Annotated in this window: 10 protein-coding genes; 8 read left to right on the forward strand and 2 right to left on the reverse strand. The window is 44.6% G+C overall.

Annotation, left to right across the window (positions count from 1 at the left end; all coding sequences use genetic code 11):
- Window positions 1-60 precede the first annotated feature (60 nt).
- Window positions 61-3,894 (reverse strand): phosphoribosylformylglycinamidine synthase, encoded by a 3,834-nt coding sequence (gene purL / locus O4M77_RS09820; RefSeq protein ID WP_323713417.1) that lies wholly within the window; start codon window positions 3,892-3,894, stop codon window positions 61-63.
- 551 nt (window positions 3,895-4,445) lie between these two features.
- A complete protein-coding gene (locus tag O4M77_RS09825) occupies window positions 4,446-6,089 on the reverse strand; it encodes an arylsulfatase (RefSeq protein ID WP_323713418.1) in 1,644 nt (547 codons plus the stop codon).
- 193 nt (window positions 6,090-6,282) lie between these two features.
- Here O4M77_RS09825 and O4M77_RS09830 point away from each other — a divergent pair, with 193 nt between their 5' ends.
- The 8 genes from O4M77_RS09830 to tolA all read left to right on the forward strand — a co-directional run bounded on the left by O4M77_RS09830 (window position 6,283) and on the right by tolA (window position 14,614).
- On the forward strand, window positions 6,283-7,623 hold the full coding sequence (locus O4M77_RS09830; RefSeq protein ID WP_323713419.1) for a deoxyguanosinetriphosphate triphosphohydrolase: 1,341 nt from the start codon (window positions 6,283-6,285) through the stop codon (window positions 7,621-7,623).
- A gap of 120 nt (window positions 7,624-7,743) precedes the next feature.
- Window positions 7,744-8,346 carry a Holliday junction branch migration protein RuvA gene (ruvA, locus tag O4M77_RS09835; protein WP_323713420.1) on the forward strand — a complete coding sequence of 201 codons (603 nt, stop codon included), beginning with the start codon at window positions 7,744-7,746 and terminating at the stop codon, window positions 8,344-8,346.
- 235 nt (window positions 8,347-8,581) lie between these two features.
- Window positions 8,582-9,583 (forward strand): Holliday junction branch migration DNA helicase RuvB, encoded by a 1,002-nt coding sequence (ruvB, locus tag O4M77_RS09840; protein WP_180179062.1) that lies wholly within the window; start codon window positions 8,582-8,584, stop codon window positions 9,581-9,583.
- 527 nt (window positions 9,584-10,110) lie between these two features.
- The gene (locus O4M77_RS09845) at window positions 10,111-11,460 is read left to right on the forward strand and encodes an amidohydrolase (RefSeq protein WP_416359229.1); all 1,350 of its coding nucleotides are present in this window, start codon (window positions 10,111-10,113) and stop codon (window positions 11,458-11,460) included.
- Between the two features lie 260 nt (window positions 11,461-11,720).
- On the forward strand, window positions 11,721-12,128 hold the full coding sequence (gene ybgC, locus O4M77_RS09850) for a tol-pal system-associated acyl-CoA thioesterase (RefSeq protein WP_034170923.1): 408 nt from the start codon (window positions 11,721-11,723) through the stop codon (window positions 12,126-12,128).
- A 27-nt stretch (window positions 12,129-12,155) separates the two neighbouring features.
- The gene (gene tolQ, locus O4M77_RS09855) at window positions 12,156-12,854 is read left to right on the forward strand and encodes a protein TolQ (RefSeq protein WP_180033454.1); all 699 of its coding nucleotides are present in this window, start codon (window positions 12,156-12,158) and stop codon (window positions 12,852-12,854) included.
- Complete coding sequence (gene tolR / locus O4M77_RS09860) at window positions 12,854-13,303, forward strand: protein TolR (RefSeq protein ID WP_179992678.1); 450 nt, start codon at window positions 12,854-12,856, stop codon at window positions 13,301-13,303. The genes tolQ and tolR overlap by 1 nt, the downstream gene beginning before the upstream one ends.
- 3 nt (window positions 13,304-13,306) lie before the next feature.
- A complete protein-coding gene (gene tolA / locus O4M77_RS09865; RefSeq protein WP_323713421.1) occupies window positions 13,307-14,614 on the forward strand; it encodes a cell envelope integrity protein TolA in 1,308 nt (435 codons plus the stop codon).
- The last annotated feature ends 154 nt before the right edge of the window (window positions 14,615-14,768 follow it).

Genomic DNA, 14,768 nt, shown 5'->3' on the forward strand with positions numbered 1-14,768 from the left:
CATAAGTTCAAATTATAAAAAGGGCCGCTGCTGCGACCCATTTTTTGAAGCTAAAGCAGATTAACCAATGAACTTACGTGCATTACGGAACATACGTAACCAAGCACCGTCTTGATCCCAGTCTTCTGGTTTCCAAGAGTGCTGGATCGCACGGAAGTTACGCTCAGGGTGTGGCATCAAGATAGTCGCACGACCATCTTTCGAAGTGACACCAGAGATCCCTTCAGGCGAACCATTCGGGTTCAATGGATATTGCTCAGTCGCATTACCTTGGCTATCCACATAACGCATAATCACCTGATTATTGGCATTCAATGCAGCAATGCTTTCAGCCGATGCTACTACGCGACCTTCACCATGTGCCACAGCGATTGGAAGAATCGAGCCTTCCATACCTTCTAACAATACAGAGTGAGATTTCTCTACACGAACATTGACGCTACGTGCTTCAAATACTTCCGACTTGTTGCGATGGAAACGAGGCCAAGCATCTGCACCTGGAATCAGTGGAGCCAATTGTGACAGCATCTGACAACCATTACAGATCCCTAGAGAGAAGGTCTCCTGACGGTTAAAGAATTTCTCGAACTGGTCACGAAGTTGCTGGTTGAACAATACTGATTTCGCCCAACCACCGCCTGCGCCCAATACGTCACCGTAAGAGAAGCCACCACAAGTGACCAGACCTTCGAAGTCATCCAGGCTGATACGACCAGCAAGCAGGTCACTCATGTGTACGTCAACAGTGTTGAAGCCGACTTTGTCGAATGCTGCTGCCATTTCCACATGACCATTCACACCCTGCTCACGCAGAATCGCCATATTTGGACGACGTGAATTAATATACGGCGCTTCGATTTGTTCATTCAGATCAAATGTCGGTTGAGCAATCAAACCTTTGTGTGCTTTGTCTGTTACTAATGCAAATTCTTGATCAGCAGTTTCTACGTTGTCACGCAGACGCTGGATTTGATGAGAAACTTCAGTCCAAGCCACTTGCAGGTCAGCACGTCCCAGTACCAGACCATTTACAGATAACTGGTCAGAGTTATTCACTGTACCCACTACAGAGATCGCATCTTTCAAAGTTGAAGCTGCGATTTCTGCTTGTAATGCTTCCCAATCTGCTTTCGCGATTTGCAGAACTGCACCGATTTCTTCAGCGAACAATGCTTCAACTGATTGGTCTTCTAGCGCTACGCCTAGACGTGCAGCAAACATCATTTCCGCAACAGTTGCCAGTAATCCACCATCACCGATGTCATGGTAAGCCTTGATCAGACCACGGTTGTTCCAGTCTTGAACCAGTGCAAAGAATGCTTTGAAGTCATCGAAGCTATCAACATCTGGAGTTACAGAACCGATGGCTTTATACACCTGAGCCAAGATCGAACCGCCTAAACGGAACTGACCTTTAGACAAATCAATACGAACCAGTACAGATTCAATATTTTTCAGCTCAGGGGTTAATGTCTTACGAACATCAGTTACAGGTGCAAATGCAGTGATCACGCCTGACATTGGAGAAGTAACAGATTTGTCTTCGCCTTCGTCATTCCAGGTGGTACGCATTGACAATGAGTCTTTACCGACTGGAATTGCGATGCCCAGTGCAGGGCACATTTCCATACCAATGGCTTTTACACCTTCGAACAATGCTTGGTCTTCGCCCGGTTGACCTGCAGCAGCCATCCAGTTTGCAGACAGTTTGATGTCGCTGATTTGATCAATCTTCGCAGACATAATATTTGAGATCGATTCAGCAACTGATAAACGTGCAGAAGCCGCTGGGTTTAACAATGCAACTGGTGGACGTTCACCCATTGCCATTGCTTCACCTGTGTAACCGACAAGGCTGGTTGTTGTTACTGCAGCATCAGCCACAGGAACCTGCCATGGACCAACCATCTGGTCACGTGCCACCATACCGGTAATCGAACGGTCACCAATGGTGATCAGGAATGATTTAGAAGCCACAGTCGGATTCTTGATCACGCGATAAATCGCATCTTTCAGATCAGTGACTTTAGACGCATCAAAGTCATCGCCTTTACGCGGAGCAGTTTCATATGAACGGCTCATACGTGGTGTACCACCAAGCATCACCTGCATTGGCATATCCACTGGCTTGTTGCCGAACAATGGATCTTCAACGGTTAAATGACGCGCTTCAGTGGCTTCACCCAATACCGCAAATGGACAACGTTCACGCGCACAGATTGATTCAAATAGAGATAGAGATTCTGGACGGATCGCAAGTACATAACGCTCTTGTGCTTCGTTAGACCAAATTTCCATTGGCGACATGCCTGGCTCAAGCGATGGGATCTTACGCAGATCAAGCACCGCACCAAGCTCGTGGTCATTAACTAGTTCAGGCATAGCATTCGAGATACCGCCCGCACCGACGTCATGTACAGAAACGATCGGGTTCTCATCTTCCATACGCCAGCAAGTATCAATCACTTCCTGACAACGGCGTTCCATTTCCGGGTTTTCACGTTGTACAGAAGCGAAGTCCAAGTTTTCACCCAGTTTACCGCTGTCTACAGATGATGCAGCACCACCGCCAAGGCCGATCAGCATTGCTGGACCGCCAAGCACGATCAGTAGATCGCCTGGTTGAATCGCATCTTTTTCAACGTGGTCCGGACGGATGTTACCGTAACCACCCGCGATCATGATTGGCTTATGGAAACCTTTCACTTCGCCATTGACGTTTTGTTCGAAGGTACGGAAATAACCCGTCAGCGCTGGACGACCAAATTCGTTGTTAAACGCAGCACCACCCAATGGACCTTCAATCATGATTTGAAGTGGAGATGCCATACGTGAAGGTTTGCCATAGTTTTCTTCCCAAGGCTGTTCGAAGCCAGGAATATTCAGGTTAGATACGGTGAAACCCGTTAAACCAGCTTTCGGTTTACCACCACGACCAGTCGCGCCTTCGTCACGAATCTCACCGCCTGAACCAGTTGCTGCACCGGCAAATGGTGCAATCGCTGTTGGGTGGTTGTGAGTTTCCACTTTCATCAGGATGTGAGCGGCCTGGCTCTTGTATTTATAAACGTGTTGACCGTTATCTTCTTGAGTCGGATAGAAACGTTGCGTATCAAAACCAACAATCACCGATGCGTTGTCTTTATAGGCTGACAATACGTCTGTTGGTGATTCTTTATAGGTATTTTTGATCATCTGGAACAATGACAATGGTTGAACTTCACCATCAATCGTCCATTCAGAACCGAAGATTTTATGACGGCAGTGCTCTGAGTTTGCCTGAGCAAACATCATCAGTTCGATGTCGTTCGGATTACGACCCAGTTTGGTAAACGCTTCTGTCAGGTAATCAATTTCCTGTTCAGACAGCGCAAAACCGAACTCATTATTGGCTTTTACCAATGCCTCTTTACCTTGACCCAGGATATCAATCGAGTTCAAAGGTTTCGGAGCAGTTTCAGTAAACAACACTGCAGCATCTTCAATCGCATTGAAAACGCTTTCAGTCATGCGGTCATGCAAGATCTGTAATGCTTCTTTAGAAAGCTCTTTTTCGCCTTTCAAAGTAAACAAAACACCGCGTTCTAAACGATGAACCGGTGTATTACAGTTGGCAAAAATATCAGTTGCCTTTGATGACCACGGTGAAATCGTGCCGACACGCGGTGTCACCAGAATCTGGATTTCATCACTTGCAGCCTGGTGCAGTTCAAATGATTGACCATCGTTGAGAAGCTGTAAAGCGGATTGCTGTTGTTGCTCGTTGAGCGCTTGGTCAAAAAGATAAACAAATTGACTTTCTAGTGATTGAACAGAACTAATTGACGATAAACGTGTGAGTAGTTGAGCTTTCTTAAAAGAAGAATGTGCAGGTGCACCGGCAACGATAAACATGCTGATTTTGGCTCCACGGGATGATCGAGCGACCATGCCACAATGTGACTTGAGAGAGCGCATATTCTACTGTGAAATATATAAATCGGCTAGAGAGGAAATGAGAAAACTCAAGCGAAAAGCTATAGCATTTTATAAATAATGCTTTTATTTTCAGATAAAAAAATTGAATGTAGTCGCACAGCTTAACACAATTTGTTAAAGAAAAATTAAAACCCGTCAAGAATAATTCAACTTAAAAATTTTGTATTATTTTTCAACACTATTGATCATATCAAGCGGTTTAAAATTTAATCTCTATTTTTAATAAAAATGAGCCAAGGATTGACTTCTTTATTATTTCTTGATCAAAAATAGGTAGCTGCGCTGCTTTTTGCCATCTGTCTGAATGATGATCAACTATATTAAATATTCAGTCCACAGACTAAGATTTACTTTCTATCAAAATTATTGCTCTATAAAAAACAGGCCGTTTGACCTGTTTTTTATTTTTAGTTCATTCTCACGAATATCTGTTTAGTTTTGAAATTCGATCCCCTAATAAGATTAGCTCAGGCAGTTTTATTTAATAAAATTCCCCCGCCTTCAATTTCTACCACACCATTTTCTCGTACATAAACTTTCCAGTCGGCCAGCAGCTCCTGTAATTTTTCTGGATAACGCTCTGCTAGATCTTCAGTTTCACCCACATCTTCTGCCAGGTTATAAAGTTGCCATCTGTTTGGGCCATTCGGTGCAGGAATAAACAAGGCTTTCCAATCCCCTTTACGCAAAGCTTTTTGTCCGAACAGCTCCCAACCCGTGATATGGTCTTCAGCATGAATATAGGCCTGCTGTTGCTGCAAATACGGCAGAATGCTTTTACCACGTAGAGGCACCAGTTCCCGGCCTTTATACTGCTGTCCCGGATGCTGGATATTCAATGTTTCCAGTAAAGTAGGCAGTAGATCCATCACCGTTAAAAACTCATGACTGATGCCATTTTGGCGTGCGAAGCCCTGATGCTTGATGAATGCCGGTGTACGAATTCCACCTTCACTGGTATGTGCTTTATATAAACGAGATGGCGCTGTGGCCGCCTGTGCCCAATGCTCACCGTACCAGACATAAGAATTACCTTTACCAATATTGTCCAGACGATTGTCATAATATTTGGCAATTACGGTCTCAATATCAGGACCAAAGACTGGTAATGCTTCCAGCTGCGCGCCTTCTGCCCCATTATCCGAAAGAAAAATAATAATGGTATTGTCGTATTGATCAGTCTGTTTCAGGTATTCAATCACGCGACCAAGATTCTGGTCCATACGATCGACCATTGCTGCATAGACTTCCATGGTTCGCGCCGAGAACTGCTTTTCTTCATCCGTTAAGCTGTTCCAGAATTTAGTTTTCGCCAATACTGGATGAATCGTAGCATCTTCACCTACTAAACCGAGCTCTTTGATTTTGGCTAAACGCTTCTGACGTAATACTTCAGGACCTTCATCATATACGCCTTTGTATTTGGCAATATCTTCCGGATGGGCTTGCAAAGGCCAGTGTGGTGCTGAAAATGGTAAATAGGCAAAGAATGAGCGTTCTGCACGACTCTCATCATCTTGCAGATAATCTAGCAAGCGATCTGTGAAATAGTCCGAACTATAGAAGTCTTCCGGCAATGCCGTAATGTATTTATCATTTTCTGCATAGAGCCCACGAGTTACTTTCAACAGGCCCGGGATTTCTTCTTCTGGAATATCGGGTTCAAAAGCATAGTGATTGGCTGCACCCGGGAGCAAGGTAAATGACTTTTCAAAACCACGGCGTGCCGGAAAACGGTCTGGAGTTAAGCCCAGATGCCATTTTCCAGACATGATGGTGTAATAGCCTGCATCATGTAACAGTTCCGGTAGAGCCGCAACCTGATCATTTAAATACCCCTCATAACCCGGTTGGCCTTTCTGTTCAGGTCGTATGGCTTCGGCCATGGAACCCAATCCTGCCAGATGATGATCTGTACCGGAAAGCAGCATGGAACGGGTTGGTGAACAGGTCGAAGCGGTATGGAAATTAGTTAAACGTAATCCTTCCAGGGCAATCGCATCTAAATGTGGTGTTTGGATCTCTCCGCCAAATGCACCCAGATCAGAAAAGCCCAGATCATCAGCGACGATGAGTAAAATATTAGGTGGTGTAGCGTGTGCTGTGGTCATATTTGGTCTGCAAATTGATTTTATTATGGTCATAATTTGCCTGAAATTGCTGGCTCAGCCCTGTCACCAAATTGACAATCTTTCGCTGTATTTCAGCTAAGCTAATTCAAAATGACAATTCATGTCGCACTGCCCTAGTGCTTTACGCTCTTTTTTGGCATGATGCAGAAAGTAGAGAACTGAATAATGATAAATGACTCAAATGCGTTGGTTGGAACTGCTTTCGACAGTTCGGATTGGTAGTAAAAAGCAGAGTACAGAACTGGCCCGTAGCCCGTTCCACAAAGATTATGACCGTATTATTTTTTCCCAGAGCTTCCGGCAGCTCAACCGTAAAACCCAGGTGCATCCTTTAACCCAGCACGATGGTATTCATACGCGCCTGACGCATTCACTGGAAGTCTCCTGTATTGGCCGCTCGCTAGGGATGTTGGCCGCAGAGAAAATTAAAGACCAGCTTCCACCCTGGGTGTCTCCAGCGGATGTGGGCGCCATCATTCAAGCCGCTTGTCTGGCCCATGATATTGGCAACCCGCCTTTTGGCCATGCCGGTGAATATGCGATCCGCGAATGGTTTGATGATGTATCACATACTGACTTCTTAAAAGATTTAAGTCCTGAACAGGAAGCAGATGTACGTCAGTTTGAAGGCAATGCCCAAGGCCTGCGGCTTCTAACCAAGATTGACTATCATCCAAATGATGGCGGCATGCGCCTGACCTATGCCACTTTGGGTGCTTATTTAAAATATCCGTGGCTGTCAAAAACCATGGCATCGCAGGTAGATTTACCTGCCAGTAGCCGTGCCAAGTTTGGCTGCTATCAGGCAGAAAAAGAGATTTTAAAGCAGATCGCGGAAGAGCTTGGACTGATCCAGCTCGGTGAGTATCAATATTGTCGTCACCCACTGACCTATTTACTCGAAGCAGCGGATGATATCTGCTATGCCCTGATTGACCTAGAAGATGGCATTAGCCTGAACATGCTTAGCTATGCTGAAGTAGAACCGGTATTTTTAAATCTGCTCGGAGATTATGGCACGCCTTCCGAGATCGGTATGCCTGATACGACCTGGCAACAGAAAATTGCTGCACTGCGTGGCCGTGTGATGAAACGTCTGGTGAATGAAGTGACGACTGCTTTTGCACGCCATCATGACCAGATTCTGTCTGGCCAGTTACAAGGCACTTTATTGCAGTACTGTTCATCGGATATTGAAAGTGGTATTAATCGTGCCAAAGAACTGGCACGTGACAAGATTTTTGAACATCCACAAAAAGCAGGCTTAGAAATCATTGCCCATCAAAGTCTGCAAAATATTCTGGATGCCTTTATCCCGCTGACCACACCGCATAAAAACCTAAGCTTTAAGGAACAGCGGTTAATGTCGATTCTGCAACGTTCAGGAGCGAATTTTAAAGACAGCCATTATGACAATATCATGCAGGTGCTGGATATTATCTCGAAATTCTCGGATCATCAGGCTTATAACCTGTCACAGGAATTGCAGGGTAATAAAGCCGGATTGTTATAAAACATCTGGCTGGATTAGATGCTTATTGCAGCAAAATCACCTGTTTTGCAGAAGGAGATTTTGCCTTTCCTGAAAATGCTGACTACTATGCTGCAAAACTGAATTGAGTAATGATAAAAGATGATTGGATGTCTGATTGGTGAAGTGCTGGCGCTGGAAGCACCGACTGTATTATTAAATGTGAATGGTGTGGGTTATGAAATTGATACACCACTCACTACTTTTTGCCAGTTGCAAAAAGGCCAGAAAATTACCCTGTGGACGCATCTGGCTGTGCGTGAAGATGCACAATTACTGTATGGTTTTTTAAATGCTCAGGAAAAAACCATTTTCTGCACTTTATTAAAAGTGAACGGCGTTGGCCCGAAAATGGCACTCGGCATTCTTTCAACTTTAAGTGTGGAGATGCTGATCCATACTGTTGAGAATGAAGATGTAAATACGTTGGTTAAAGTGCCTGGAGTCGGCAAGAAAACTGCTGAACGTTTAATGATTGAACTGCGCGACCGCTTTAAAGCTATGTCTGCGGGCACTGCTCCAAGCAACTCGACAGCGCCACAAATTCAGTTTATGGGCAATTCAGCCGTAGCTGAAGCTGAAGCAGCATTACAATCTCTCGGTTATAAACCGGCTGAAGCGCAAAAACTGGTGAATGCAGCCAAAGGTGAGTTTACCGAAGCCAGTGACATCATCCGTGCTGCATTAAAGTCGATGAATAAATAAGCAATTTACCTATGAGCAAATTTTCAATCCAAAATTTGTTCGAGCTTTGGCGACATGGATGTCGCCGTTTGAGTTGAGGTACAGGAAGTACCTTCAACTCAACAAAAGATTTTTGTTACTTTTGATCTTTCAAAAGTAAGACAACGCCTACACAATGGCAGTTAAACACAAATCATTATTTGAGGCTGTTTCTGCAGCATCAAACAGCTTCGATAAAGAGATTAAGTTAATAGATATGCAAGACCGTCTCATCAGTGGTTCTGAAAAACCCGAAGATCATTTTGATCGTGCCATCCGCCCGGCTTCCCTCGATGACTATATCGGTCAGCCCGTGGTGCGTGAGCAAATGGAAATCTTTATTGGTGCTGCTCGTGGCCGTGCTGAAGCTCTCGATCATACTTTGATCTTTGGACCTCCAGGTCTAGGTAAAACGACGTTAGCGAATATTATTGCCCGTGAAATGGGTGGCAATCTCAAATCGACTTCAGGTCCAGTACTAGAACGTGCGGGCGATCTGGCAGCAATGCTGACCAATCTTGAAGAAGGTGATGTCCTGTTTATTGACGAGATTCACCGCCTGTCACCTGTGATTGAAGAAATTTTGTATCCAGCCATGGAAGACTACCAGCTGGATATCATGATTGGTGAAGGCCCTGCTGCCCGTTCGATTAAATTGGACTTACCACCATTTACTTTGGTCGCTGCAACCACACGTGCTGGTCTACTCACTTCTCCACTTCGTGACCGTTTCGGGATTGTGCAGCGTCTGGAATTCTATTCAGTCGATGACCTCACTCATATTGTGAAACGTTCTGCAAGCCTCTTGGATGTTCCAATGACCGAAGATGGCGCAAAAGAAATTGCACGTCGTTCACGTGGTACACCGCGTATTGCCAACCGTTTATTGCGTCGTGTACGTGACTATGCTCAAGTCAAAGGCACAGGTGAAGTCACTCAGGAAATGGCTCAACGTGCATTAGATATGTTGAACGTGGATAAAGATGGCTTGGATACTCTCGACCGTCGTTACCTGTCGATGTTGCTAGAACGCTTTGATGGTGGCCCGGCGGGTGTAGAAGCTTTGGCAGCAGCAATGGCAGAAGATTCAGGTACGCTGGAAGATGTGATTGAGCCTTATCTGATTCAGCAAGGTTATGTGATGCGTACTGCGCGCGGTCGTATTGCGACCAATATGGCTTATTTACAGTTTGGCATAACGCCGCCTGAGCCGAAGTAAGGGTTAAAATTCTTTTGGCTTAGCCATTTTTTATCATAAAGAAAAAGAGCTAATTGACTACTGCAATCAATTAGCTCCAAAAGCACAAACTCGAATCTTTATTATTAAGTAGTTTATTTAGCTATTATAGTTATTGCTCTTTAAGCAAATACTTAGGCTATTTCTGTTAAAATTCTATCAATAATAATTATGAAATAACCAAAGCAACTTTAATGCCAAAATAGTATTTAACTTAGAGAAATAGTTGAAACTTAGATAATGAAAGTTTTTTTAAATCAGATACAAATTCCTTTTAATAATTCCCTATTAGTTTGAATTTTTTAAATAAAATAGACCGTTAAATTTTTATAATTACATAATTTTACAATATCTACCTCTGTAAAATTCCCTTTATCAGCAAGTACTAAAAATGAATATACCGAAAAGGTATGAAATCCATATTCAGAGGGTTTTGGTCAAATGTAGTGCATTATGTAATGCTCAGGCATCTCTTTAACTCTATTCAGATTTTTAAGGTTCTCCCTGATATGAACATGCATAAGACGCTTTCACTTTGTCTCCCTCTTCTATTCTGTAGTCAACTGGCTTTAGCAGATTGGGTAGACGATTCTGTTAAAGTAGCCGAAGCGCATACCATCAAACTGCGCCAGCATATTCACCAATATCCTGAACTGGGCAATATGGAATTCAAAACCTCGGAATTAGTACAAAAAGAATTAAAGTCCTATGGTATTGAAGTACGTAAAGGTTATGCCAAAACAGGCGTGATCGGCGTTCTAAAGGGTGCAAAACCTGGCCCAGTCATGGCATTACGTGCAGATATGGATGCCTTGCCGATTCAGGAAACGGCAGCTGTACCTTTCGCCAGCAAGCAGAAAGGTATTTATCAAGGCAAGGAAACTTATGTGATGCATGCCTGCGGTCATGATGCGCATACTGCAATGCTATTAGGTGCAGCCAAAGTGCTCGCTACCAATAAAGATAAGATTGCCGGCACCGTAGTTTTTGTATTCCAGCCAGCAGAAGAAGGCGGTGCAGATATTGATAACTTTAGTCAAGGTGATCAGATCGGCTCACGTAAAATGCTGGCTGATGGCGCACTCAAGAATCCTCAGCCTGAAGTGATTTTTGGAATGCATGTGATGGCGGGTATGCCAAGCGGCAATATTTTCTATAAAGATGGTGCAATTCTCAATAGCGCGGATCATTTACGTATACAGGTAGATGGCCATCAGGTACATGGTTCAATGCCTTGGGCAGGTCGCGATCCCATCTATGCTTCTGCACAGATGATTAATAATTTACAAAGTCTGGTGAGCCGCAAAGCAGATCTGACCAAAGGCATGGGCGTGGTCAGTATTGGGAGTATTCAGGGGGGTACCACAGGAAACGTAATTCCTAATCAGGTGAATATGGTCGGTACGATTCGTTCTAATAGTGAAGATGTACGTCAAGGTATTTTAAAAGACTTGCCGGAAATGCTGGAACACAATGCCGCAGCCAATGATGTCAAACTCAAAGTAGAAATTGCACCCTATGCACCTGTTACCACCAATGACAAAACCTTGACCGAATTGATGCGTCCGACTCTGGCTAAGGTGAATGGTGAAAATAAACTGCATCTGCTTGATAACAATGCTAGTGCCAGTGAAGACTTTGCTTATTATGGCAAGCTGATGCCATCATTGTTTGTCTTCGTCGGTGCAACGCCAGCCGATCAGGACCCAGCCAAAGCAGCACCAAACCATAACCCGAATTTTATAGTCGATGATGCGACTTTAAAAACCGGTGTAGAAAGTCATGTCCGTTTTATTCTGGATTATCCAAAAGTAGCTAATCAGGTACAAGCGAGCTGGAAGCAAAATAACAAAAGCTGATTCTTAGTTCCTCAAGCATGAGTGACTGGTCTCATTCATGCTTTTACTTCGCCGTATTAATAAGCAATTGGCCGTTCCGTAATAGCTTAGCTCCTACTCCATCCAGATTTGACATCTTGTGCCATTGGTCTCAAAGCTCACAGTGCTAAACTTTGACGCGCTAAATTGCTTGACTTTTGGAATGAATAAGGCAAATTCTAAGCCTGCTCCAGCCTCTAAAAACAAGCAATAATTTCGTAAAATCTGCATGGAACAAAACTATGGCGAATCACTTTGAATTCAATATCCGCGTCTATATTGAAGATACTGATGCGGGTGGCATTGTCTACCACGCTAACCATATTCGCTATATGGAACGTACCCGTACTGAATGGTTACGTGCTTCCGGAGTGAGTCACTACTGGCATCAGTCCGACTACAACTTTGTTGTGCACAAAATTAATGTCAAATATATGCGCCCAATCCTCATGGATGACCTGATTACCGTGACTGCACGTGTCATTTCATGTAAAGCTTCATCATTTGTATTGCAACAAAATATTTATCGTGGTGAAATCATGCTTGCATCTGGTGAGGTCGAGTTGGCATGTATTAGTGCAGACATGAAACCACGTCGTCTTCCTGATGAAATCCGCGAACTGATTCATAAAGAATTGGAACAAGACTAAAAAAATTATTTGGCACACGTAACAGCTATGGCAACTCAGTTAGAATCATCTCTTCAAGTCTCAGATCTTATTTTACAAGCAAGCCCTGTCGTACAACTGGTGATGCTTTCTCTCCTGTTAGCCTCGTTGTACAGCTGGTACCTGATTGCCAAGTTAACCATGAGCTATAAAAAGGCTCAGGCTGACGACGATCATTTCCAGAAAATTTTCTGGTCAGGTGCCGAACTCAAGACGCTTTATAATAATGCCCAGCTCAATTCCAAACGTACTGGTCTGGAAGATATCTTCTATCAGGGTCTGGGCGAGTTCCTTAAACTTAAAAAACGCCATGCTCCAACTGCCCAGTCAATTGAAGGTACTGAGCGTATTCTGCGTGTAGGTTTAAGTCGTGATCAGGGGCATCTGGAACAAGGCTTGGGTGCGCTGGCCAGTATTGGTTCAGTCGCTCCTTATGTCGGTCTGTTTGGTACCGTCTGGGGCATCATGAATGCCTTTATTGGTCTGGCAGATGTCGATCAGGTTACTTTGGCCACTGTCGCACCTGGTATTGCAGAGGCCCTGATTGCAACGGCGATTGGTTTATTTGCTGCAATTCCTGCGGTTTTAGCCTTTAACCATTTCACATCTAAAGGTGAAGCACTGTACTCTGACCGTGCTCTGTTCGCTGAAGAAATGGTGGCTCTGCTGCAACGTCAATCTGTGGGCGCTACGCAGGACAATGACTAATGGCCATTCAACGTTCAGGACGCTTCGAGCGTATTAAAAAACCACTGAAAAGTGACATGAATGTGGTGCCATACATCGATGTGATGCTGGTACTTCTGGTCATTTTCATGGTGACTGCCCCAATGATTACCAGTGGCATCAAGGTCGATTTGCCGCAAGCCAATGGCTTACCAATCGAATCCAAAGATGCGCCTACGATCGTTACTTTAAAAGAAGATGGTACTTATTTTCTGGAATATAAAAATCAAACCACAGGTCCTATCACCCTAGAGGCTTTGACGCAGACTTTGATAGAAGCGCAAAGCACTGCTGAAAGTGAAAACAAGGTCCTCAATGTCGTGATCAATGGTCATACCACCCGCCCTTATGGCGATGTGATGGCCTTGATGTCAAGCCTGCAGGATGCCGGTTTGTCCCAAGTGGGTTTACTGACCAAGCCATTAGAATAAAGTATGAAAAATTATCAGAAACCACCGTTTCAAAAGAAAGCAATTGCAATTGGGTTTACGCTAGGAATCCATGCAGTTGCTTTGGTGGGCCTGCTTTTTCTGGGCATGAGTAAGCCACCTGAACCGCCAAAACAGATTAAAACGGTCTTAATTAAACCTGAAGACCTCAAGCCGGTGACTCGTGAAGAAACTGAGTTTGAAGAAACTGCACATGAAAATATTGCAGAAGAAATTACCCAAACTGCTGAACCGAGTGTAGAGCCTGCGCCTGTAGTGCCAACAGCAGCTGCACCGACACCTCCGGCACCGCAGCCTGCACCAGCACCCCCACAGATCGATATTCAAAAAGCTCAGCAAGAAGCCAAAGCAGCAGAGCTTGCTCAAGCCAAAGCCGCCCAGCAAGCAGCCGAAGCAGCAAAACGTGCTGAAGCTGCTGACCAGGCAAAACAGGCTGCTGCCAAAGCCAAAGCAGAGGCTGCACAAAAATCTAAAGCCGAAGCTGAAGCAGCGCGTAAGGCTGAAGTAGAAGCACAACGTAAAGCCGATGCTGCGCAAAAAGCCAAACTTGAAGCGCAGAAAAAGGCTGATTTAGCCGCCAAGCAAAAAGCAGAGGCTCAAGCCAAGGCAAAAGCGGATGCTGCGGCAAAAGCCAAGGCAGATGCCGAAGCTAAACGTAAAGCCGATGCGGCTGCAAAAGCTAAAGCAGAAGCGGATGCTAAACATAAAGCTGACGCTGCGGCAAAAGCCAAAGCAGAGGCTGAAGCTAAACGTAAAGCTGACGCGGCTGCGAAGGCTAAAGCGGAAGCAGATGCCAAGCACAAAGCTGACGCTGCGGCGAAAGCTAAAGCAGAGGCCGAAGCTAAACGTAAAGCTGATGCCGCTGCAAAAGCTAAAGCAGAGGCGGATGCTAAACATAAAGCTGAGGCTGCGGCAAAGGCTAAAGCAGATGCAGATGCGAAAGCCAAAGCAGAAGCTGATGCCAAAGCCTCTGCAGCCAAACAGGCTGCTGAAGAAGCTGCACAGAAAAAAGCGGAATCTAAGCGAATTGCCTCTACTGCAAAACGTGATTTCGAAAATAAAATCAGACGTGCATGGGATACCCCAGTGGGCTCCTCAGGCCAGAAAGCGACTGCTCGGGTCACTTTGAGCGATAGTGGTTCTGTGGTTTCTGTGGTGGTGAGTGCCAGTGATCCAGATATGAAAGCCAGTGTAGAAGCGGCAGTACGTGCTGCTGCACCTTATCCAATGCCTTCAGATCCGGATGCACGCCGTGAAGCACGAAGTTTTACTTCAACCTTTACAGCTCATTAATGAAAAACAGCCATAATAAAGAAAAAGTGTTATGGCTGTTTTTTTGAGTTAAACTTCAATTGAAACAGATTAAATAATAATCACTCCCCATAGTGATATAACAGTTTGATGATAAATTCGTGGTCTATTTCGCATAAATCCATGCGATGATGTA

Origin of the sequence: Acinetobacter sp. YWS30-1, from assembly GCF_033558715.1 — a bacterium.
GTDB lineage: Bacteria > Pseudomonadota > Gammaproteobacteria > Pseudomonadales > Moraxellaceae > Acinetobacter.

Excerpts from the sequence above, each read along its gene's own strand:
- tolA (WP_323713421.1), top strand. The coding sequence starts at position 13,307 with ATGAAAAATTATCAGAAACCACCGTTTCAAAAGAAAGCAATTGCAATT.
- O4M77_RS09845 (WP_416359229.1), top strand. The coding sequence starts at position 10,111 with ATGAACATGCATAAGACGCTTTCACTTTGTCTCCCTCTTCTATTCTGT.
- tolR (WP_179992678.1), top strand. The coding sequence starts at position 12,854 with ATGGCCATTCAACGTTCAGGACGCTTCGAGCGTATTAAAAAACCACTG.
- O4M77_RS09830 (WP_323713419.1), top strand. The coding sequence starts at position 6,283 with ATGACTCAAATGCGTTGGTTGGAACTGCTTTCGACAGTTCGGATTGGT.
- ybgC (WP_034170923.1), top strand. The coding sequence starts at position 11,721 with ATGGCGAATCACTTTGAATTCAATATCCGCGTCTATATTGAAGATACT.
- O4M77_RS09825 (WP_323713418.1), bottom strand. The coding sequence starts at position 6,089 with ATGACCACAGCACACGCTACACCACCTAATATTTTACTCATCGTCGCT.
- purL (WP_323713417.1), bottom strand. The coding sequence starts at position 3,894 with ATGTTTATCGTTGCCGGTGCACCTGCACATTCTTCTTTTAAGAAAGCT.
- ruvB (WP_180179062.1), top strand. The coding sequence starts at position 8,582 with ATGCAAGACCGTCTCATCAGTGGTTCTGAAAAACCCGAAGATCATTTT.
- tolQ (WP_180033454.1), top strand. The coding sequence starts at position 12,156 with ATGGCAACTCAGTTAGAATCATCTCTTCAAGTCTCAGATCTTATTTTA.
- ruvA (WP_323713420.1), top strand. The coding sequence starts at position 7,744 with ATGATTGGATGTCTGATTGGTGAAGTGCTGGCGCTGGAAGCACCGACT.